Genomic DNA, 19,940 nt, shown 5'->3' on the forward strand with positions numbered 1-19,940 from the left:
ATGGACTTCACTCCGACCGACGGGCAGACGGCGGCCCGTGATCTGGCCGCGCGGATCTTCACCGACCTCTCCACGCCGGAACGGCTCGCCGCGGCCGGGGCGGGCACGGACGCCGAGCTGTGGAAGGCCCTGGGCGAGGCCGGACTCATCGCGGCGGTGGAGGACGTCGGACTGCTCGGTCTGGTCCTGCTGCTGGAGGAACAGGGCCGCACGACCGCGCAGGTGCCGTTCGCGGTGAGCTGTGTCTACGGCCTGCTGGCTCTGGGCCGGCACGGCACGGAGGAGCAGCGGGCACGCCTGCTGCCGGCGCTCGGGGACGGCTCGGCCGTGGCGACCGGCGCCTTTCCGGAGGGAGGCGCGGTGCGGGCCGACGCCCTGCGGGGCGGGGGAGCGGTGCGGGCCGGTGGCGACGGCCGGCTGACCGGGACGACGGGGTGGGTGCCGTGGCTACGGGACGCCACGCACGTCCTGGTGCCGGACTCGGACCGGAGCCTCTGGCTGGTCCGGGTGGCGGACGCGGAGACCGTCCCGGTGGAGACGACCGCCCCCTGGTCCGCGGCCGTGCTCCGGCTGGACGGCACACCCGCCGAACGGATCGGGAGCGGTGGGGCGTACCGGGATGTGCTCGCCGCGGCCAGAGTCGCCTTCGCCGGTCTCCAGGCCGGGGTCTGCGCGGGCTCGCTCGCCCGGGCGGTCGCCCACACGTCCGTGCGGGAGCAGTTCGGGCGCCCGCTCTCCACCCGGCAGGCGGTCCAGCTCCGGGCGGCCGACGCCCATATGGACACGGAGGCGATCCGGGTCACCGCGTACGAGGCGGCATGGCGGTTCGACGAAGGGCTGTCCTGCGCCGCCCAGGCGCTCACGGCGGGGTGGTGGGCGTCCGAGGCCGGACGAAGGGTCGTCCACACCGGTCAGCATCTGCACGGCGGTGTCGGCGCCGATCTGGACCACCCCGTCCACCGGCACTTCCTGTGGGGCCGCCAGATCGACGCCCATCTGGGCTGCGGCGCCCGGCTGCTGGACGAACTCGGCGCGTTGCTCGCCGGTCGGGAGCGAGTGCGGTGCGAGGGGCGCGGGGAGCGAGCGGCACACGAGGAGAAGGAGACCACGGCATGAGCGCGAGCGGTACCGCGGCCCGCGGCCCGCGTGCGGGCGACGAACTGTCCCCGCTGACCGTTCCGATCACCCGCACGCTGATCGTCGCGGGGGCCATCGCCTCCCGGGACTACCAGGACGTGCACCATGACGCTGAGCTCGCCCGGGAGAAGGGCTCGCCGGACATCTTCATGAACATCCTGACGACCAACGGTCTCGTCGGGCGGTACATCACGGACCGCTTCGGTCCGGAGGCCGTGCTCCGGAAAGTGGTGATACGCCTCGGTGCGCCCAACCACCCTGGCGACACGATGACGTTGACCGGGACGGTCACCGAAGTCGACGGGAACACGGCCGTGGTGCGGGTGGTCGGGTCGAACGGGCTCGGCCATCACGTCACCGGCACGGTGACCGTCGGCCTGCCCGGAGAGGAGGCGGCATGAGCCTGCACCGGGCCGACTCGCTCGGCGGCCGTGCCGCCGTCGTCGGTATCGGCGCGACGGAGTTCTCCAAGGACTCCGGGCGCAGTGAGCTGAGGCTGGCCGCCGAGGCGGTGCGGGCCGCGCTCGACGACGCCGGCCTCTCCCCCGCCGACGTGGACGGCATGGTCACGTTCACCATGGACACCAGTCCCGAGATCACCGTCGCCCAGGCGGCCGGGATCGGTGAGCTGTCGTTCTTCTCCCGCGTCCACTACGGCGGCGGCGCGGCGTGTGCGACCGTGCAGCAGGCGGCCCTCGCCGTGGCCGCAGGGGTCGCCGAAGTCGTCGTCTGCTACCGGGCGTTCAACGAGCGGTCGGGCCGCAGGTTCGGATCGGGGGTGCAGCGGCGTGAGCCCTCTGCGGAGGGGGCGGCCCTCGGCTGGAACCTCCCGTTCGGGCTGCTGACGCCTGCGTCCTGGGTGGCCATGACGGCCCAGCGCTACCTCCACGCCCACGGGCTGACGCCGGAGGCGTTCGGGCCGGTGGCCGTGACCGGTCGGCGGTACGCGGCCCGCAACCCGGCGGCGTACTTCCACGGAAGGCCCATCACCCTCGAGGACCACGCGGCCTCGCGCTGGATCGTCGAGCCGCTGCGGCTGCTGGACTGCTGCCAGGAGACCGACGGCGGCCAGGCTCTCGTCGTGACCTCCGTCGAGCGGGCGAGGGACCTTCCGCACCCGCCCGCGGTCGTGGTCGCCGCGGCCCAGGGCGCGGGCCGCGCCCAGGAGCAGATGACCAGCTACTACCGCGACGATCTCACCGGACTCCCCGAGATGGGCGTCGTCGCCCGGCAGCTCTGGCGGACCACGGGAATGGGACCCGCCGACATCGACGTGGCCATCCTCTATGACCATTTCACCCCTTATGTACTGATGCAGTTGGAGGAGTTCGGCTTCTGTGGACGAGGTGAGGCGGCGGCGTTCGTCGCGGCGGACGCGCTCCCCCTCAACACGCACGGGGGCCAGTTGGGTGAGGCGTATCTGCACGGCATGAACGGCATCGCGGAAGCGGTCAGGCAGCTGCGGGGCACGTCCGTGAACCAGATCGCCGGCGCGGCCCGCGCCCTGGTCACGGCCGGTACGGGCGTCCCGACCTCGGCACTGGTACTCGAGACGGACGGTTGAGCCGGTGACCCGCGGGACCCTGAGGCGGAGCAGCGATCTCCTCCACCCACAGGAGGTGGGGCCCGCTTCACCGCTACAACCTGAGGCGGATCCGGGTTCGGGACCTGGGGCCGATCCGGGTGGGAGGCCCCGCTCCTAGCGTGGAGCCATGACCACGCCAGTCTGCACGAACGCTTCCAGCGCCGCCGTGCCACCGACCTCCTACACGTCGTTCTCGTCGTACGTACGGGCGCGGGGGCCCGTGCTGCTGCGGACCGCCCGCTCCCTCACGGCCAACCCGAGCGACGCCGAGGACCTGTTGCAGACCGCGCTCGCCAAGACCTACGTCGCCTGGGAGCGCATCGAGGACCACCGCGCCCTCGACGGATACGTCCGCCGCGCGCTCCTCAACACCCGCACGTCGCAGTGGCGCAAGCGCAAGGTGGACGAGTTCCCCTGCGACGAGCTGCCCGAGCCCTCCGGGGCGTCCCCGGTCGACCCGGCAGAACGGCAGGTGCTGCACGACGCGATGTGGCGTGCGGTGATGCGCCTCCCGGACCGGCAGCGCGCGATGGTCGTCCTCAGGTACTACGAGGATCTCAGCGAGGCACAGACCGCCGAGGTGCTCGGTGTCTCCGTGGGCACGGTCAAGAGCGCGGTCTCCCGCGCGCTCGGGAAGCTCCGTGAAGACCCGGAGCTGTCCCCGGTCCGCTGAGCTTTCTTACCCGGGGGTAGTGACATACCGATCGGTATGTGCGCAGAATCTGCACACACCTAGGAGCTGTGCGCCCACCGGGAGGACGCCGTGCTGAGCACCATGCAGGACGTACCACTGACCGTCACCCGCATCCTGAAGCACGGGATGACGATCCACGGAAGTTCACAGGTCACCACATGGACGGGCGAGAGCGAGCCGCAGCGCCGCAGCTACCGTGAGATCGGCGAGCGCTCGGCCCGGCTGGCCCATGCCCTGCGCGACGACCTGGGCGTCACCGGCGACGAGCGGGTCGCGACCCTCATGTGGAACAACGCCGAGCACGTCGAGGCCTACTACGCGATTCCCTGTATGGGCGCGGTCCTCCACACGCTCAACCTGCGACTGCCCGTCGAGCAGCTGGTGTTCATCGTCAACCACGCCGCGGACCGGGTCGTGATCGTCAACGGTTCGCTGCTTCCCCTGCTCGCACCCCTGCTGCCGCATCTGCCGACCGTCGAGCACGTGGTGGTCTCGGGCCCCGGCGACCGCTCGGTCCTGGACGGCGCCACCGCCCGGGTCCACGAGTACGAGGAACTGCTCGCCGGGAAGCCGGCCACGTACGACTGGCCGGAGCTGGACGAGCGCTCGGCGGCCGCCATGTGCTACACCTCCGGCACCACCGGCGACCCCAAGGGCGTGTTGTACTCGCACCGCTCGATCTATCTGCACTCCATGCAGGTCAACATGGCCGAGTCGATGGGTGTGACGGACGCCGACACGAGCCTCGTCGTCGTCCCCCAGTTCCATGTGAACGCCTGGGGCCTGCCGCACGCGGTGCTGATGACCGGTGTGAACATGCTGATGCCGGACCGCTTCCTGCAGCCGGGCCCGCTCGCCGAGATGATCGAGTCCGAGCGCCCCACCCACGCCGCGGCCGTACCCACCATCTGGCAGGGCCTCCTCGCCGAGCTCACCGCCAAGCCGCGGGACGTGAGCTCCCTCACCCAGGTCACCATCGGCGGCTCGGCCTGCCCGCCGTCGCTGATGGAGGCGTTCGACGCGCTCGGCATGCGCGTCTGCCACGCCTGGGGCATGACCGAGACCTCGCCGCTGGGCACCGTCGCCCGGCCGCCTGCCCACGCGGTCGGCACGGAGGCCGAGTTCGGCTACCGGCTCACCCAGGGCCGCTTCCCGGCGGGCGTCGAGGCGCGGCTGCGCGGGCCGGGCGGGGAGTTCCTGCCGTGGGACGGCGAGTCCGCGGGCGAGCTGGAGGTGCGCGGTCCGTGGATCGCGGGCGCCTACTACGGCGGCGCGGCCGGCGAGCCGCTCCGGCCGGCCGACAAGTTCAGCGAGGACGGCTGGCTGAAGACCGGTGACGTCGGTGTCATCGGCCCGGACGGCTTCCTCACGCTCACCGACCGGGCCAAGGACGTCATCAAGTCCGGCGGCGAGTGGATCTCGTCAGTCGAGCTGGAGAACGCGCTGATGGCGCACCCGGAGGTGGCCGAGGCCGCCGTCGTGGCCGTACCGGACGAGAAGTGGGGCGAGCGCCCGCTGGCGACGGTGGTGCTGAAGGACGGCTCGACCGCCGACTACGCGTCGCTGAAGGAGTTCCTGGCCGGGCGCGTCGCGAAGTGGCAGTTGCCGGAGCGCTGGGCGATCATCCCGTCCGTGCCGAAGACCAGCGTCGGCAAGTTCGACAAGAAGGTCATCCGCCGGCAGTACGCGGACGGCGAGTTGCAGGTCACCGAAGTGCGCTAGGCGTACTGTCCCGGTTGGTCGCGAAAGCAGCTCCGTCCGCCCGCAGGTCAGGAGGGACTTTCGGAACACGTCCCGGGCCGTCACGGTGTTCGGGCACGGCCCGGTGCGCGACGCGTACCGGGCCGTGCCGCGTCCGCTCCGTGTGGTGTGTCCACCCGGTGCTCCGGCGGGTCCGCGCGCGAGCGGATCGGTGCGGAACCCGGGCGTCTCCGGTTCCGCGGCGGTCGCGAAGCCCCTGCCCCGGGCGACGAGATCGGCGACCGCCGCGCCGCGTCGGACGGTGGTCAGGTCACCGCACTGGTTCCAGAGGCGTCCTGAAGATCTTGAAACTGCGCCCGGTCTGCTCCGGTCTGCTCCGGTTCGCAGCGGTTGACATTTACGGGCAACCGGGGTGAGCCGGGCGGCCAGAGCAAGATCTTCAGCGGTCTTCTAGTTCAACACCGTTGCGTTAGCGCTGTGAGCGGCTGTTGAGGCCGTGGGCGAAGAACGCGACGGTGGTGTGGACGGTGTAGTTCTGGGCCTTCTGGGGGTGCTGTCCGGCGTTCGGTCCGTACTTGCTGGTGGGGTTCTTGCGGGTGCGGGCCTTCACTCGTTGCCGTCGGTGGGCGGGCAGGAGGTCGCTCAGGGCGGCGTGGCCGATCGTGCCGACCAGGTCGATGGGGGTGCCGGGGAAGATTCCATGGCCGGCGGTGACGGTGTCGGTTGCGGCGGCCAGCAGGACGGTGAAACTGATCCGTTCCCTGGGTACTTCCGGCCGCCTGGTCAGGGCGTCGTCGCCGGCGCGGATCAGAGCCTGGTAGGCGGTGAGCAGGGCGTAGACCTCCTGGTCGAGGCCGTCGGTGCTGCGGGAGCGCAGGACACGGCCGTCGAGCATCGTGGCCTTGATCGAAAAATACGTGGTTTCCGCCTGCCACCTGCGGTGATAGAGCTCAACGAGCTCGGCGGACGGATAACGGACGGGGTCCAGCAGGTTGGTGATCAGCCGCCATTGCTCGGTGCGGACGGTGCCATCGGCCAGGGTGACGGTGAGGGCCGCCTCGATTATGCGCACCGGCAGCAGCACCGGCAGGACGCCGTAGCCGATGCGGGCGATGTAGGAGCCGTCGCCCAGGTGCTCGGCGGGGGTGGGGACGCGGCGGGCCCCGGAGCGCACCAGGAACCGGGCCCCGCTCTGATGGACGGCATCAAGGAACTCGTTGCCGTCGAAGGCCGTGTCGGCGAGTAGGAGCATTGTCTGGTCCAGGGAGGTCAGAAGCCGCTTGGCGTAGGGGAGTTCGCCCTGGGACTCCGGTCCGAAGGCGGCGGCTATGAGCGCGCGGGTGCCGCACTCGACCAGGGTCAGCAGCCGCAGGAGCGGATAGCCGAACTCCAGACCCTCCCCGGCCCGTTTGGGGTAGTGCCAGGTGAGCGTCTCGTCGTCGGGGGTGTGCAGCAGGGTCCCGTCGACGGCCACCGTGCGCAGGCCCCGGTAGAAGGACCCCTCCTGCCCGGGGCGGGCGACGGGCCCGGCAAGCGTCTCGAACAGACGCCGCAGAGGTGCGGCCCCCACCCTGCGCCTGGCCCGCGTCAGCGAGGAGACCGCAGGACGCACCAGGGCCAGCGGGGTCAGGGCGGCAGTCAGTTGGGACCACACCGTGCGGTACGAGCGGTGTTCGAACAGCGCGAGAGCGAGCACGAAGTACACCACCACCCGAGAAGGCAGCAGCCGCAGGCGCTTCTCGCGCCGGCCGGTCTCCTCCAGCACCGCGTCCACCAGCGCGAAGTCCACGACCTGGGTCAACTCCCCCAGATGACCCGGCGCGAACACACCCCGGGCTGTCTCGATCGTGGACGTGATGACAGACTTCTCCTGCAACGGGACCCCTGACCTTGATCGACTCTCTTCGCCGATCGTTGATCTATCAGGTGGTCCCGTCGCGCTGTTCAGCAGGGCTTGACTTACAACTCAAAGACCAAACGCAACGGTGTTGTCTTCTAGTTGGTTCCGATCTTCGCCAGCAGGTCGACGATCCGGCCCTGGACCTCGGGGTTCGTGGAACGCTCGGCCAGGAAGAGCACGGTCTCGCCCGAGGAGAGCTTCGGCAGCTCCGCCTGGTCGAGTCCGGCCGAGGTGTAGACGACGAGCGGGGTGCGGTTCAACTGCCCGTTCGCGCGCAGCCAGTCGATGATCCCGGCGCGGCGGCGGCGCACCTGCATCAGGTCCATCACCACCAGGTTCGGCCGCGTCTGCTGGGCGAGCGCCACCGCGTCCGCGTCGGTCGCGGCCCGCGCGACCTGCATCCCACGCCGCTCCAGCGTGGTCGTCAGGGCGGCCGCGATGTCGGCGTGCTGTTCGATCAGCAGCACCCGGGACGGATGCTGTTCGCTGTCGCGCGGCGCCAGGGCCTTCAGCAACACGGCAGGGTCCGCTCCGTACGCGGCCTCGCGCGTGGCCTGGCCCAGTCCGGCGGCCAGCAGCACGGGGACCTCGGCGGCCACCGCGGCCTGGCGGAGCGACTGCAGCGCGGTACGGGTGATCGGCCCGGTCAGCGGATCGACGAAGAGCGCGGCCGGGAAGGCGGCGATCTGTGCGTCGACCTCCTCCCGCGAGTACACGATCACCGGCCGGTAGCCGCGGTCGCTCAGCGCCTGCTGCGTGGCGACGTCGGGCGCCGGCCACACCAGCAGCCGACGCGGGTTGTCCAGCGGCTCGGGGGGAAGCTCGTCGTCCTGGGGCAGCGGTGCCGGCCGGTTGGCGACCTCGACCGCGCCTCCGGGGCCGTCCAGCGGTTCCGGGCCCTCCGCACCCTCGTCCGGGGCGCCGATCGCGTACGCCCGCCCCTCGGTGGGCGCACCGAGCCGCTGCGACGGGCCCGGGGCGGTGGCGGGTCCCGGCAGCGGCTGCTGCGGATGGGGTCGCGCGCCCGTCTCGGACACCTGGTGCTCGGCCTCCTGCCGGGTGGCCAGCTTGCGGCGTCGGCCCGAGCCCGGCGTCTGGTTCTGGGCCGCGGCCTGCGGCAGCGCCGCGGCCGGCGCGGCCTGCCGGTTCTGCTGCTGTGCGATCTTCTGGGCGAACGGCACGCCCTGACCGAGCGTACGCACGCTGAACGCCCTGCCCTGCGAGGCGTCGGGGTCGACCGGCTCGGCAACGGGTGCCGGTGCGGCGGTCCCCTGCGCCGGTGTCGCCGTTCCGGCCACCGGAGCCTCGGCGGGCAGCGGCTGGGCGGCCCGACGGGACTGGGCGGGCGGCTCGGCCGGGGTCGCCGGGGGCAGCGGTACGGAACCGGTGTCACCGGAGGGCGCGGCGTTCGCGGCGGGATCCTGGTCGGCGCCGGGCGGTACCGGTACCGGGCCTGGTGCGGCGGGTACGACGGGACCCGTGGGCGGGGTCGTGGGACCGGTCTGTGCGGGGAGGGCGGGCGGTACTGGTACCGGGCCTGGTGCGGTGGGTGCCATGGGACCCGTGGGCGGGGTCGTGGGACCGGTCTGTGTGGGGAGGGCGGGCGGTACTGGTACCGGGCCTGGTGCGGTGGGTGCCATGGGACCCGTGGGCGGGGTCGTGGGACCGGTCTGTGTGGGGAGGGCGGGCGGTACTGGTACCGGGCCTGGTGCGGCGGGTACCACGGGACCCGTGGGCGGGGTCGCGGGAACGCCCTGCCCGGCCGTCTCGCCCTCGGCCGGGCGCGCAGCACGCCGACGTCCGGTCGGTACGGGATGCGGCTGCGGGGGGGTGTGGTCGGCGTCCGGCTCGGGACGCCCCTGGTCGTGGCGGCCCTCGTCCGCGGGTGCGGCCACGGGTGCGGCCGCGGGAGCGCGGTCGGCCTCGGCGGGCGGCAGCGCGAACGGGCCTCGCGGCTCCTCGGCGGGTGCCGGCCGGTCGTTGCCGGTCGCGAGCGCCCGCCGCGCCCGCCGGCCGCCCTGCTGCGCTCCGGACGCGGTTCCCGTGGCGGCGGGTTCCAGTGCTGCGACGCCCTGACCGGCGGACTGGCCGCCGTGCGAATCCGCGGTCTGCCCCGTGGCCGCCGGGCCGTCCGGGGCCGTGCCGCCCGTCGGCAGCGCGGGAAGCGCCGCCCGGGCCCGCCGGGCCCGCCGACCGGTGCCCTGCTGGGCCGCGGCTTCGGGGCTCACCCCCTGGGGCGGAACGGTGTCGCCCAGCGCGGGGCGGCCCGCACCGGCCTCCGCCGCGGTCACGACGGAGCCGCCCTGCGCGTCCGGGAGGGCCGCCAGCTCGGCCTCGGCCGGGCTCGGCCGACCACGACGACGGCCCGTGCCGCCGCCCGCCGCCGTGGGCTCGCGGCCGGTGCCCGCGCCCGTGTCGCCTTCCGCACGTGCCCGGCGCCGCCCGGAGGGCTCGGCGGGGGTGGGTGCGCCGTCGGGGCCCACCGGGCTCTCCAGGAAAGCGTCCGTCGAGGCCCGGCGCGCGCGCCGCCGCCCGCCACCGGACGTGGCCTGTGCCGGGAGGGCGGACGGCGCCTGCTCCGGGGCCGCCGCGGGGGCCACCGTTCCGGCCCCCTTGCCGAGCGGCACCTCCAGGACGTAGGCGCTGCCGCTCATGCCCGGTACCTCGTGCGTCTGCAGCACGCCGCCGTGCGCGGTCACGATGCCGCGGACGATGGGCTCGTGCACCGGATCGCCGCCGGAGTACGGACCGCGCACCTCGATCCGTACGACGTCGCCGCGTTGCGCCGCCGCGACCACGATGGTCGAGTCGACGTGACCGGCGCCCGGCACCACCCTGGCCTTGCCCGTCGAGTCGATGCCCGCGACGTCGGCGACCAGATGGGCCAGCGCCGTCGCCAGCCGTGCGCCGTCCACCTCGGCCTCGATCGGCGGGGCGTGGACCGCGAACTGCGCCCGCCCGGGGCCGATCAGCTCGACCGCGCCCTCGACACCGGCTGCCACGACCGCGTCGAGCAGGACGACGGCCTTGTCCAGCCGTTCCGCGCCGGCGTCCAGCCGCTGGAAGCCCAGGACGTTGTCGACCAGGGTCGTCATCCGTGCGTAGCCCGCGGACAGGTGGTGCAGGATCTGGTTGGCCTCCGGCCACAGCTGGCCCGCCGGGTCGGCGGCCAGCTTCCCGAGCTCGCCGCGCAGCTCCTCCAGAGGACCGCGCAGTGCCTCGCCGAGGACCGCGGCCAGCTGGGCGTGCCGGGCGGCCAGTGCGGCCTCCCGCTCGTCCCGGCTCTCGATCTCCGCGGCGTACTGCTCGGTCCTGTCCGCGATCTCCGCGGTGTGCTTCTCGGTCAGCTCCGCCAGTTCGGCGGCGTGCCGCTCGTCCCGCTGGGCCATGTCGGTCGCGTACTTCTCGTCGCGCTCCGCGATGTCCGTGCTGTACTTCTCGTCCCGTTCGGCGAGCTCCGCGGCGTGCCGCTCCGCCTGCTCCTCGTAGGGCCGCCGGTCGGTGAAGGTCATGACCGCGCCGACCAGCTGCTCGCCGTCCCGCACCGGCGCGGTGGTCAGGTCGACGGGCACGCGCTTGCCGTCCTTGGCCCACAGCGTCTGGCCGCGGACCCGGTGCTTGCGCCCGGACTTGAGAGTGTCGGCGAGCGGGGACTCCTCGTACGGGAACGGCTCGCCGTCCGGGCGGGAGTGCAGGATCAGCGGGTGCAGTTCCTTGCCGCCGAGGTCGCTGGCGCGGAAGCCGAGGATCTGGGCGGCGGCCGGGTTGACGAGGACGACGCGGCCGTCGGTGTCCGTGCCGACGACGCCCTCGGCGGCGGCGCGCAGGATCATCTCGGTCTGCCGCTGGGAGCGCGCGAGTTCGGCCTCGGTGTCGACCGTGCCGGAGAGATCGCGGACGACGAGCATCAGCAGTTCGTCGCCGGTGTAGCCGCCTCCGACGCCGGGAGAGTCGTACGCCTCACGGCCGTCCTCGAGGCTGGCGCTGGTCACCTCCACCGGGAACTCGCTGCCGTCCGTGCGGCGCGCGACCATCCGGGTCGGCTTCGTGCGGCCGAGTTCGTCGGCGGAGTCGGGGCGGCGCATCGAGCCGGGGATGAGCTTGGAGTCGAACGCCGGCAGCAGGTCCAGGAGCCCGCGACCGACGAGCGCGGTGCCGGGGGTCTCGAACATCTCGAGGGCGATGGTGTTGGCGTTGACGACCGTGCCGTTGCAGTTGACGAGGACGAGCCCGTCCGGGAGGGCGTCGAGTATGGCGGCGAGGCGAGCAGCGCCTCGGGATGGCCTGCTGCTCACGACGACGCTTCCTCCCTGACCTACAGCATCTTGCGGCGGACGGCCGGGGTCATCTTGCCCTCGCGGCCGCAGCCTGTCACTGGAGGGAGTCTAAGGGCTGGGCATGCGGCCGCGGCGGTGGATGAGGGGGAGCTCTCACTAAGGTTCTGTGTACACACAGTCGGCCTGGGCCCTCTCGGGCACGCCCTGACCTGCGCATGGCGTGACCGCCCCGGGCACTGGGCGCCACCGTGGGGCGTCAAGCGGGCGTGGGCGGGGGCGCTGGTCGAAACCCCGGGACGGGTTACGCCGGGACTCGGGACGGAGGCCCGTCCGGGTGGGGCGGGGCGTCATACCGGGGTGGTGCGGGCTTCGTCCTGGCGGGCGGTCGGCAGAACCGGTTCGAGGGTCTCCCAGCGGCGGATCTCGCAGCCGTTGGTGCGATCGAAGGTGGCGTCGACGTCGTGGCCGTGCCAGGTCCCGGTGATCCGCGCGGTGGCGGGGCCGCCGTGCTGCATCGTGCACATGGTGTCCGCGCCGACCGGACCGAACGGGTCCTGCTGGTCCGTCGCGAACTCGGCCAGCCGCTCGCAGGCGGCCTCCGCCTCGGGGTGCGAGCCGCCCGCCGGACCGCCCGCCGCGCCGCACCTCAGCTGGTACGTGCCGTCGGCCTGGGGGTTCCCGGTCTCCGAAGTGGTCACGGTGAGGCGGTCACCGGGCGCGGACCGGTCCGCCGGCTCCTGCTGACCGGGTTCGAGCAACGGCAGCGGGATCGGCGTGTGCGGGACGGCGCCGGCGGGGGGCGCGGCGGCGGTCAGCGCGGCGACGGAGGCTGTGGCCGTCGCGGCGACGGTGAGGACGAGGCGGCGCAGCATGGCGTACTCCTGGAAGCGATGGTCAGGGGGCGGAGCCCCGCTTCGGGGGACGGCGTCCCGGCATCTCTAACGCTCCGCGCGCCGGGGCGTTGCGCAACCCTGGCGGGGCCGATCGGGGTGTGAGCGCGTCTTTGCCCAGGAGCCCACGCGCCTAGTACCGTGGGAGCGATTGGTGACACCCCACCCGGCTGTGTCATCATCTGCACGCACCACCCGCGACCGCGCGGGTGTGCTGGAGGCGTCGCCTAGTCCGGTCTATGGCGCCGCACTGCTAATGCGGTTTGGGTCTTAAAGCCCATCGAGGGTTCAAATCCCTCCGCCTCCGCACCATCACCGAAGCCCCGGCCCGACGGCCGGGGCTTCGGTCGTTCCCGGTGTGTGTCCGGCGGTACCGCGAACGTCCCGGCCGTGGTCCCTGAGTCCGGTGTCCCCTGCTCCTCCGTGTCGCACCGGGCTCGCGCGATCTCCCGCTCCCGGCACCCGTGGGTCCGCCTCGGAGGCTCCGGGGCGGCACCCGGGTGATCCGCGCGCTTCCGCGTCGCTGCGGACGGCGGTCCCCAGCGGTGGGCGTCCGTACGGCCGTCCGGGTGTTTACGCAGGTCAGGTGGGGTGCGGCTAATGGATTTCGCCTGACGGCGCAGGTCATGTAATGTTGTTCCCGCAACGCCGACCGGGCCGAAGAGCCTAGGCAGACAAGCACTCGTAGCTTAACGGATAGAGCATCTGACTACGGATCAGAAGGTTGCAGGTTCGAATCCTGCCGAGTGCACACAGATCAGAAGCCCCGGATCATTCCGGGGTTTCTGGCGTTTCATGGGCGTACAGCAGCGAAGTACAGCAACCGCGTCAGTCCTAGGGGACCCGTGACCGAGAGCGCCATCATCCGCTTGGACGACGGTGTGCAGAGCGTCGCCGTCCGAGTGCTCTCCCGGGAGGAGGGGAACTACTACGACGCGGAGATCGTCATCGAGAGTGACTCGTCAACGCCACCGTCTGGACGGGATTCGACGCCGACGACATCCGGGCATGGGGTTCGCTACTGGAGCGCCGTCGAGGAAGACGAATACGACGAAGAAGACGACTCGGTGTTCGCCGGAGACTGGCCGCAGGAAGGCCGTACCGCGTACCCCGCCTTCGTGGCCGATGACCCGTACGTTGTCGAGGTTCGCGATGCGCCCAGCACCCAGATATGTGTCCGCGTGCCCTTGGATCTCGATGGTGACCGGATCACCGAGGCGCGAGAGCGGCACGCGGCCGCCAGGCAGGCGCTCGGCATGTAGTCGATCTGTCACACGTGGCCCATCGCGTCGGACAGCTTGCCGATCGGGGCGCCCATCTCTTCCTCGCTCGCCTCGGCATAGCCCTCCATCGTCATGGCGATCTGGGAGTTCCGGAGGATCCGCTGCGCCACCTCCGGATGGACCTTGAGAGCGACCAGGAGCGAGCTGCAGGTGTGCCGGATGTTCCGGAGCGGGATGGACCGGAGGCCGGCCGGCGAGCCCGCAGCGCGAACATGCGGGTGAGGTCGCCCGGCTTGATCGGGGTGCCGTACTTCGTGGTGAAGATCAAGTCATGACCGTCCTGCCAGAGGCCCCAGGCGGCCTTCCGGTCGCCGAGCTGCTGGGCAGGGCGCATGCGCAGGGCCTTGAGGCAGAGTGTCGGCAGAGACAGGAAGTCGTCCGAGTCCTCGGTCTTCGTCTCGCGGTGGAGGATCCGGCGCCCGGCCGTTGGATCTGGTGATCCACCTACAGCTCGCCGGTCTCGAAGCCGACGGACTTCCACGTCAGGCCGAGGACCTCGCCGAGGCGCAGGCCGAGGCAGAGGACGAAGACCCAGGCCGCGAAAAGATGGTCATCGCGGGCGGCAGTGTCAGCGAGGAACTGGCCTGCCTCGGCGACGGACCACGGCTCGATCCGGTGGCGCCGGGGCTTGGCACCTTCACGAGCGAGGCGACGTTCTTGCTGATCTCCTCCTCGGTGACGGCGTGGGTGAGAGCAGCCCGCAGGGCATCGCGGGAACCCTGGATCACCCGGCGCGATGGGAACGACTCGCAGCACTCCCCGACCGCGCAGTACTTTCGGCGGCCTTGCTCGCGCTTGGCGTCCTTGCCTTGGGCGCAGCACTGGCAGGTGGTCGTCAGCCTGGTCAGCCACTCCCGCACGTCCCGGACCGTCAGCTTGTCAAACCGCTTCGTGCCCAGATGCGCCCCCTGGTAGATGGGTTCTCGACCAAGAGAACCGTCTCCACCAGAGGCTCCGCATGCTCGTTTACCCTTCGGGCGTCGACGTGTCCAGCTCTGATTCGGCGTTCGGTGCGGGTCGGTGTCCGCCGTGGGCTGTGGTGCGGGCGGGAGGAGCGGTCGCTCATGCCGGCCTCGCCCAGGGCCCGGTAGCGGCGGCCCACCGCTGGGCGGTTGTTGGCGAGACCTGGAAGCGTTCGGCGACCCGGCGAAGCGGCCAGCCGTCCTCGACCACGCAGCGGGCCAGGCGCAGCCGTCCGGTCTCGGTCAGGGGTGCATTACGGTGGGGCACGAGGGCCTTTCTGGTCGCCGGCACAGATGTCGCAATCCACACCAGGCCAGAAGGCCCTCACCCATTTCAAGATCCCTCAGCCGAGATCCGCCTCACGGTTCACAACCTCCCGGGACAGCCCTTAGGTCGTGGCGCCCTGTGCAGCAAGTTCGATAGTCGCTTTGGGGCTGAATTAGAAAGATGGATCGTCTGTCGCGGCTTCACGTAGCAGTGTCTCAAAATGCGAGCCTCCGGTCTGAGTGAATAGCGAGATGTAAGCCTCGCGGTTCTCGCTGCTGACCGCCCGAGCAATTTTGGTGAGTGTTTCGGTCGAGGCCGAGTGCTCTTCGAAATCTGACACTATTAGCAGTAGTTTATTTTCATCGCATTTCTCTCCGATTGCCTTGAGTACTATATCGGCGTCCGAAGTTCGTGAATTGGTTTGGAGAAAGTCTACAACCTCGAAAATTCGGTCGCTACTGCGGTCGGAAGTCGCGGTGAGGACGTCTTTCGCATCTCGATAAAGTGATGCTGAGCGCAGATGGTCTACCGCCTTGGCGATTTTTTCTGCCAGGAACCAAGTTCCAACCCTTGATAGAAATGATTCTGCGTAGAAGCCCAGACTGGCCCTTCTGAGAGCCACAACGACGGCAGGCGAAGCATCAGCCCCATGCTTCCTCGCCGCGAATTCTATAAGCAATCCTACTGTGGCTTCGTTTGCGGCACTTCGGCGTCGGTCCCATCCACTCTGGAACGGATCTTCCGTATCTACATATGGAAACTCGGCATCGAGTGCTTTAAGGGTCTGAGCGATCGCTTGCGGGGTGTCCTCTGCGGCTTGACGCAGAAAATTGGTGGTTGCCATTTGTGCCTGCATGATGCCCGCAAGGAATTTGGGGAGCCAGTCCGCAACGGCATTGAAGCGGTTCTCCTGGATCATTTCTACGAGATCATCCATTTGCGCTGCGTGTAGTGGCGCAATGTCCCACTTGATCTCGCTTGGTGCTGAGGTTGTTTCCTTGCGGTGTGAAGTGTTCGGCTGGGTTTTTGTGTACGCCGCAACCCTGTCCTGCCACACCTCTCTATTGATTTCCTTGTCCGGGAGAGGGGTGCCGTTGCTCTGGGCGTATTCTGCAAGGGCGTCAACGATGGAGAGCGCTTGAGTGAGATTTACCTTACTCTTTCCGCGCAGTTTTTCCTGAATTGTGGAGCGCGCCATATTTTGTGGCCTTCGCTGTTGCCCGATGAGTCGCTCCAGCACGCGATATGACGGGTCGCCTGCACGTGCGCGGAGCTCTCGAAGGTGACTCGCTAGGTCCATTGGCCCCCCTGGGGTGCTCTTGCGTGCGAGCGTCCGTGTCTGTCTGGAAGCGTCTGCGGGTGTCCGGGCATGGCTGAGTGATTCTAGGTCAACTGGGCGTATGCCGTCCGGTAGTTGCCGGGTACTGCCGGGACGACGATGGTGCGTTGATCGGACAGGTTGCATGGGTGCAGAAGAAGGCATGCCCTGCTCCTCACGGAACGAGGAGCAGGGCGTGGTCGATCGAGCCTGATGGTGGCTACCCAACGGGCCCGTCCGGATTGGAGAACGCAGCAGATGCCAACCCAACGTCCCCCAGGAGGGGAGCCTAGTGAAGTCCAGCCCCCCGCCGTAGAGGATTCCAGGGAAGTCAGTACGCGATGGAGTAGCCGCGTCTTGGTAGTCCTGACGCCCGTTGCCACCTTGATCGGGGCTGTGGCGGCCCTGATCACGGCCATCCGTTCGTAGCGCAAGCTCAGTCTGACCGAGCACCGCTGACATCAACGGTTGACATCAACGTTGGCGCACACGAGGTGACAACGGCTGCTGTAGGCGCGATGCCACGCGTGGCGGACTGTGGCTCGGGACTGGGGCAAGGCGGTCAGGTTGAGCTACTGCACCCGCCTACCGACCGGAAGGTTGCAGGATCGAATCCTGCCGAGTGCACAGCAGACCAGAGGCCCTGTGGAGTCATCCACAGGGCCTCTGGCTTGTGCCTTGACGGCAGTGTTGGCAGCAACCGTCGCAGGAGGCGAGTAGTGCTCCAGCCGGGCGTTGTCTGAAGAAGCGGGACCATTGCGCCCGGCCGAGCGTGTGCGTCAGACGGTCGCGGCGAGCCAACCGATGGTTTCGGTGGTGTGCTTGCCGTCGCTCTTGGTGGCGCCGGCGTACACCTCGTTCAGGCGGATGAGGAAGCCCGTGTTGGTGACGTCATGGACGCGGATGCCCGGCGTCTCCGGACCGTTGAAGGTCTGAGTCAGCGGGAAGACGACGACGTTGGCACCCGGCGGGAACGGGCTGGGGAACGTGACGCGTGTGAACGTCGAAGTGTTGCCGCCGCTCGTCTCGATAGGGTTGTCAGACCGCAGGTCGATCTTGCCGGTCTGGATGAAGCTCATGGTCGAATTCCTCCGTGTGAGGGGTGGGATTGCCTGCCGTCTGCGACGGCCGACGGGAGGCTTGTCACCGAATCGACCCTTTATGCCGGAGTCCCGCGAACGAGTGATCGCATTTCGGACAGCAGCAGGCTGTGCGTTTCCTCGCCGGCCCACGGACCCGAGGCGGCTGGACAGCTACGAGGGCACCGGCCGCGCCGTCGTCATCGTCCGGATCTTTGCCATCGCTTCTCAGTGCGTCCCCGACACGGTCGAAGGCGGACCGCTGGGGGTCGAGCCGGACGGAGGCGCAACGGAGGTGTAGATGTCCATGGTCACTCGGATCGAGCTGTGGCCGAGGACTTCCGTGATCATGCGAGTGTCGGCGCCCCGCTCGTGGAGGAGGGACGCGCAGGTCCTTCACTCCTTCGGTCGCCACGCGCACGGGCCCGTCGGGGGGCGGTGGCCCGCCCGGGGAAGCCGGCCAGGCCCAGGTCGGCATCCCCCCGTCCGGTAGCGTCCCCGTGGGGTTTCGAGGCGGCCGGTGCGGACGTTGACGACCGACCGGGCCCGATACGGATCGGAAGGCCGCAGGTGCGAATCCTGCCGAGTGCACACCGCCGGGGGGCCCCGCGAGATGGCGAATTCGGGGGCCTCTCGCGTGGGACGTGCTGGAGGAGTGCGGGGCATGGGCGGCGAGCGGTGGCGGTGCCGGGGGTTGAGCTGGGGGCGGGGGATCCCCGAGCTGCGGTGGGTGCGCGGTGCGGAGACGCGGACGAGCCGGCTCGCCCCCGGACGGGAGATCGGCTTCCGGGCCGTCGGAGTGCGGCACTGCGCCGGGGCGCGGGGCCATGTCTGCCCGCTCGGGGCCGTGGTGCCCGGCAGGAGCACCGGCGGGCAGTGCCCGGAGTGTGCGCGCCTGGACCGGGCGCATTCGGTGGCCGCCGACACCGTCGCCGACGATCCGCAGACGTTCCGGGTCTATCTGGCCTGGTTCGGACCCGGGGTGGCGAAGGTCGGGATCACCGCCGAGGAGCGCGGCACGACGCGCCTGCTGGAGCAGGGCGCGGTGGCGTTCTGCTGGCTGGGCCGCGGGCCCCTGATGGCCGCGCGGCGCACGGAGGAACTGCTGCGGGCGGCGCTCGGCGTGCCGGACCGGGTGCCCTACGCCCGGAAGCGGGCGATGCGTCCCCTGCTTCCGGCTGCCACGGACGAGCGGGCCGCCGAGGTCGTGGAACTGTACACGCGGGCCGTGTCGCTTCCGGGGTGGCCCGAGGCGCTGGAACGGACCGGGTTCGAGGTGGTCGACCACGCCCGGGAGTTCGGGTTGGAGCACATGGTGCCGCCCGGCGCGGCGGCCGGGGGTCCGGCGGTCCTGCGGGTGGTGCGGGAGCTGGCGGACGGCGGGGGCGTGGCCGGGCGGCTCGTCGCGGCCGCGGGTCCCGATCTGCACCTGGGCACCGACGACGGTCGGGTGACGGTCCTCGACACCCGGTTGATGTCCGGCTGGGAGCTCGTCGCGGCCGATCCCCGCTCCGTGGCGTCCGTGCCCGTGGACGAGCTGCCGACGGGTGTCCAGGACGGGCTCTTCTGAGCGGTCCGGGTCCCGGTGCCGGTCCGGTGCGGATCCGATGGGATCCGGCCGGAGCCGACGGGGGATCCGGTCCGGCCCCAGGCACGTCCGCCCGGTGCGGGGATCCGGTCCGGGCCCGGCACGCGGCGTCCGCCGGCGATCGCGTCCGGAACCGGGGCCTGGACAGTCCCTCGGTGCACGTCGGAGGGTGTGCGCATGAGCGATCACCCGGTGACGGAACGGAACCGCCCCGCCTCCCCCTGCTGTTCGCCGGATGCGGAGGGAGCGGCCGGGGGCGCGGCGGCCTCCGGCAGCCCGGGCCCGGACGGGACCGAGGCCCTGGCGGTACGGGCGTTCTGGCAGCGGCTGGGGCTGCCCGGACTCATCGACGTGCACACCCACTTCATGCCCGAGCGGGTCCTGGACAAGGTGTGGGCGTACTTCGATTCCGCCGGACCGCTGACGGGCATGGCATGGCCCATCACCTACCGCGCGGAGGAAGGCCGACGGCTCGCGCTGCTCCGGGAGTTCGGGGTGAAGCACTTCACGTCCATGCTGTACCCCCACAAGCCGGACATGGCGGAGTGGCTGAACGGGTGGGCCGCGGGTTTCGCCGCCCGGACACCCGACTGTCTGCGGACGGCGACGCTGTACCCAGAGGAGGGCGTCGAGCGCTATGCCCGGGCGGCCGTGGAGAGCGGGGCCCGGGTGTTCAAGGCACACGTCCAGGTCGGTGCGTACGACCCCAACGACGCCCTCCTCGACCCGGTGTGGGGCCTGCTCGCCGAGACGTGCGTGCCGGTGGTGATGCACTGCGGGTCCGGGCCGGCGCCCGGCAAGTACACCGGGCCGGAGCCGGTGGGCCGCCTCCTCGCCCGCCATCCCCGACTGCGGCTGATCGTCGCCCACATGGGGATGCCGGAGTACACGGACTTCCTGGACCTCGCCGAGCGCCACCAGGAGGTGCGCCTGGACACGACGATGGCGTTCACCGACTTCAGCGAGCGGTTGAGCCCGTTCCCGGCGGCCGAGCGCGTGCGGCTCGCGGACCTGGGGGACCGCGTGCTGCTCGGGACGGACTTCCCCAACATCCCGTACCCCTACCTCCACCAGCTCCGTGCGCTCGAGCGGCTGGATCTCGGCGACGACTGGCTGCGCGCGGTCTGCCACGGGAACGCCGCCGCGCTGTTCTCCGTCGGGCCGTGACCCCGGTCGGGCCGTGATCCCCGTTGGTCCCGTCCCCGCCCGTCCCCGTCCGTCCCGTCCCCGTTGGTCCCGTCCTGCCCCCGTCCCCGCC

General features: G+C 70.8%; 14 protein-coding genes, 2 tRNA genes and 2 pseudogenes. 10 read left to right on the plus strand and 8 right to left on the minus strand.

Annotated elements, in window-relative coordinates; all coding sequences use genetic code 11:
• The 5 genes from FEF34_RS19420 (at position 1) to FEF34_RS19440 (ending at position 5,138) form a co-directional block, all read left to right on the plus strand.
• The gene (locus tag FEF34_RS19420) at positions 1-1,116 is read left to right on the plus strand and encodes an acyl-CoA dehydrogenase family protein (protein WP_138054293.1); all 1,116 of its coding nucleotides are present in this window, start codon (positions 1-3) and stop codon (positions 1,114-1,116) included.
• Entirely contained in the window at positions 1,113-1,538 is a 426-nt protein-coding gene (locus FEF34_RS19425) for a MaoC family dehydratase (protein ID WP_138054294.1), read from the plus strand. Before FEF34_RS19420 ends, FEF34_RS19425 begins: the two co-directional genes overlap by 4 nt.
• On the plus strand, positions 1,535-2,701 hold the full coding sequence (locus FEF34_RS19430; protein ID WP_138054295.1) for a lipid-transfer protein: 1,167 nt from the start codon (positions 1,535-1,537) through the stop codon (positions 2,699-2,701). Before FEF34_RS19425 ends, FEF34_RS19430 begins: the two co-directional genes overlap by 4 nt.
• Positions 2,702-2,849: 148 nt before the next feature.
• Positions 2,850-3,395: a SigE family RNA polymerase sigma factor gene (locus FEF34_RS19435; RefSeq protein WP_138054296.1), complete on the plus strand. Its 546-nt coding sequence runs from the start codon at positions 2,850-2,852 to the stop codon at positions 3,393-3,395.
• Positions 3,396-3,485: 90 nt separating this feature from the next.
• Positions 3,486-5,138, plus strand: a complete 1,653-nt coding sequence (locus FEF34_RS19440) for a long-chain fatty acid--CoA ligase (RefSeq protein WP_138054297.1) — start codon at positions 3,486-3,488, stop codon at positions 5,136-5,138.
• A 448-nt stretch (positions 5,139-5,586) separates the two neighbouring features.
• On the opposite strand, the gene FEF34_RS19445 is transcribed toward FEF34_RS19440, so the two are convergent.
• The 3 genes from FEF34_RS19445 to FEF34_RS19455 form a co-directional block, all read right to left on the minus strand.
• Positions 5,587-6,993, minus strand: a complete 1,407-nt coding sequence (locus tag FEF34_RS19445) for an IS4 family transposase (protein WP_138052000.1) — start codon at positions 6,991-6,993, stop codon at positions 5,587-5,589.
• Positions 6,994-7,112: 119 nt separating this feature from the next.
• Positions 7,113-11,312, minus strand: a complete 4,200-nt coding sequence (locus tag FEF34_RS19450) for a PAS domain-containing protein (RefSeq protein ID WP_138054298.1) — start codon at positions 11,310-11,312, stop codon at positions 7,113-7,115.
• Between the two features lie 329 nt (positions 11,313-11,641).
• Positions 11,642-12,166 (minus strand): SSI family serine proteinase inhibitor, encoded by a 525-nt coding sequence (locus FEF34_RS19455; RefSeq protein ID WP_138054299.1) that lies wholly within the window; start codon positions 12,164-12,166, stop codon positions 11,642-11,644.
• Positions 12,167-12,400: 234 nt separating this feature from the next.
• On the opposite strand from FEF34_RS19455, the gene FEF34_RS19460 reads away from it, so the two are divergent.
• The 3 genes from FEF34_RS19460 (at position 12,401) to FEF34_RS19470 (ending at position 13,446) form a co-directional block, all read left to right on the plus strand.
• Positions 12,401-12,491 (plus strand) — tRNA-Ser (locus tag FEF34_RS19460).
• 371 nt (positions 12,492-12,862) lie between these two features.
• Positions 12,863-12,935, plus strand: a tRNA-Arg gene (locus FEF34_RS19465).
• 94 nt (positions 12,936-13,029) lie between these two features.
• Positions 13,030-13,446, plus strand: coding sequence for a DUF5959 family protein (locus FEF34_RS19470; protein WP_234042460.1), 417 nt, complete (start codon positions 13,030-13,032; stop codon positions 13,444-13,446).
• Between the two features lie 8 nt (positions 13,447-13,454).
• On the opposite strand, the pseudogene FEF34_RS19475 reads toward FEF34_RS19470, so the two are convergent.
• The 5 genes and pseudogenes from FEF34_RS19475 to FEF34_RS43925 form a co-directional block, all read right to left on the minus strand.
• Positions 13,455-14,375, minus strand: a pseudogene (locus FEF34_RS19475) (site-specific integrase); the annotation flags it as partial.
• An 89-nt stretch (positions 14,376-14,464) separates the two neighbouring features.
• Positions 14,465-14,697, minus strand: a pseudogene (locus FEF34_RS19480) (helix-turn-helix domain-containing protein); the annotation flags it as partial.
• A gap of 172 nt (positions 14,698-14,869) precedes the next feature.
• Entirely contained in the window at positions 14,870-15,937 is a 1,068-nt protein-coding gene (locus FEF34_RS19485) for a hypothetical protein (protein WP_138054300.1), read from the minus strand.
• Positions 15,938-16,794: 857 nt separating this feature from the next.
• Complete coding sequence (locus FEF34_RS19490) at positions 16,795-17,094, minus strand: hypothetical protein (protein WP_138054302.1); 300 nt, start codon at positions 17,092-17,094, stop codon at positions 16,795-16,797.
• Between the two features lie 228 nt (positions 17,095-17,322).
• On the minus strand, positions 17,323-17,445 hold the full coding sequence (locus tag FEF34_RS43925) for a hypothetical protein (protein WP_325063639.1): 123 nt from the start codon (positions 17,443-17,445) through the stop codon (positions 17,323-17,325).
• Between the two features lie 313 nt (positions 17,446-17,758).
• On the opposite strand from FEF34_RS43925, the gene FEF34_RS19500 reads away from it, so the two are divergent.
• Both FEF34_RS19500 and FEF34_RS19505 read left to right on the plus strand, forming a co-directional pair.
• Positions 17,759-18,664: a DUF2797 domain-containing protein gene (locus FEF34_RS19500; RefSeq protein WP_138054304.1), complete on the plus strand. Its 906-nt coding sequence runs from the start codon at positions 17,759-17,761 to the stop codon at positions 18,662-18,664.
• A 195-nt stretch (positions 18,665-18,859) separates the two neighbouring features.
• On the plus strand, positions 18,860-19,849 hold the full coding sequence (locus FEF34_RS19505) for an amidohydrolase family protein (protein WP_138054305.1): 990 nt from the start codon (positions 18,860-18,862) through the stop codon (positions 19,847-19,849).
• Positions 19,850-19,940: the final 91 nt, after the last annotated feature.

The organism is Streptomyces marianii (assembly GCF_005795905.1).
Classification (GTDB): Bacteria; Actinomycetota; Actinomycetes; order Streptomycetales; family Streptomycetaceae; genus Streptomyces; species Streptomyces marianii.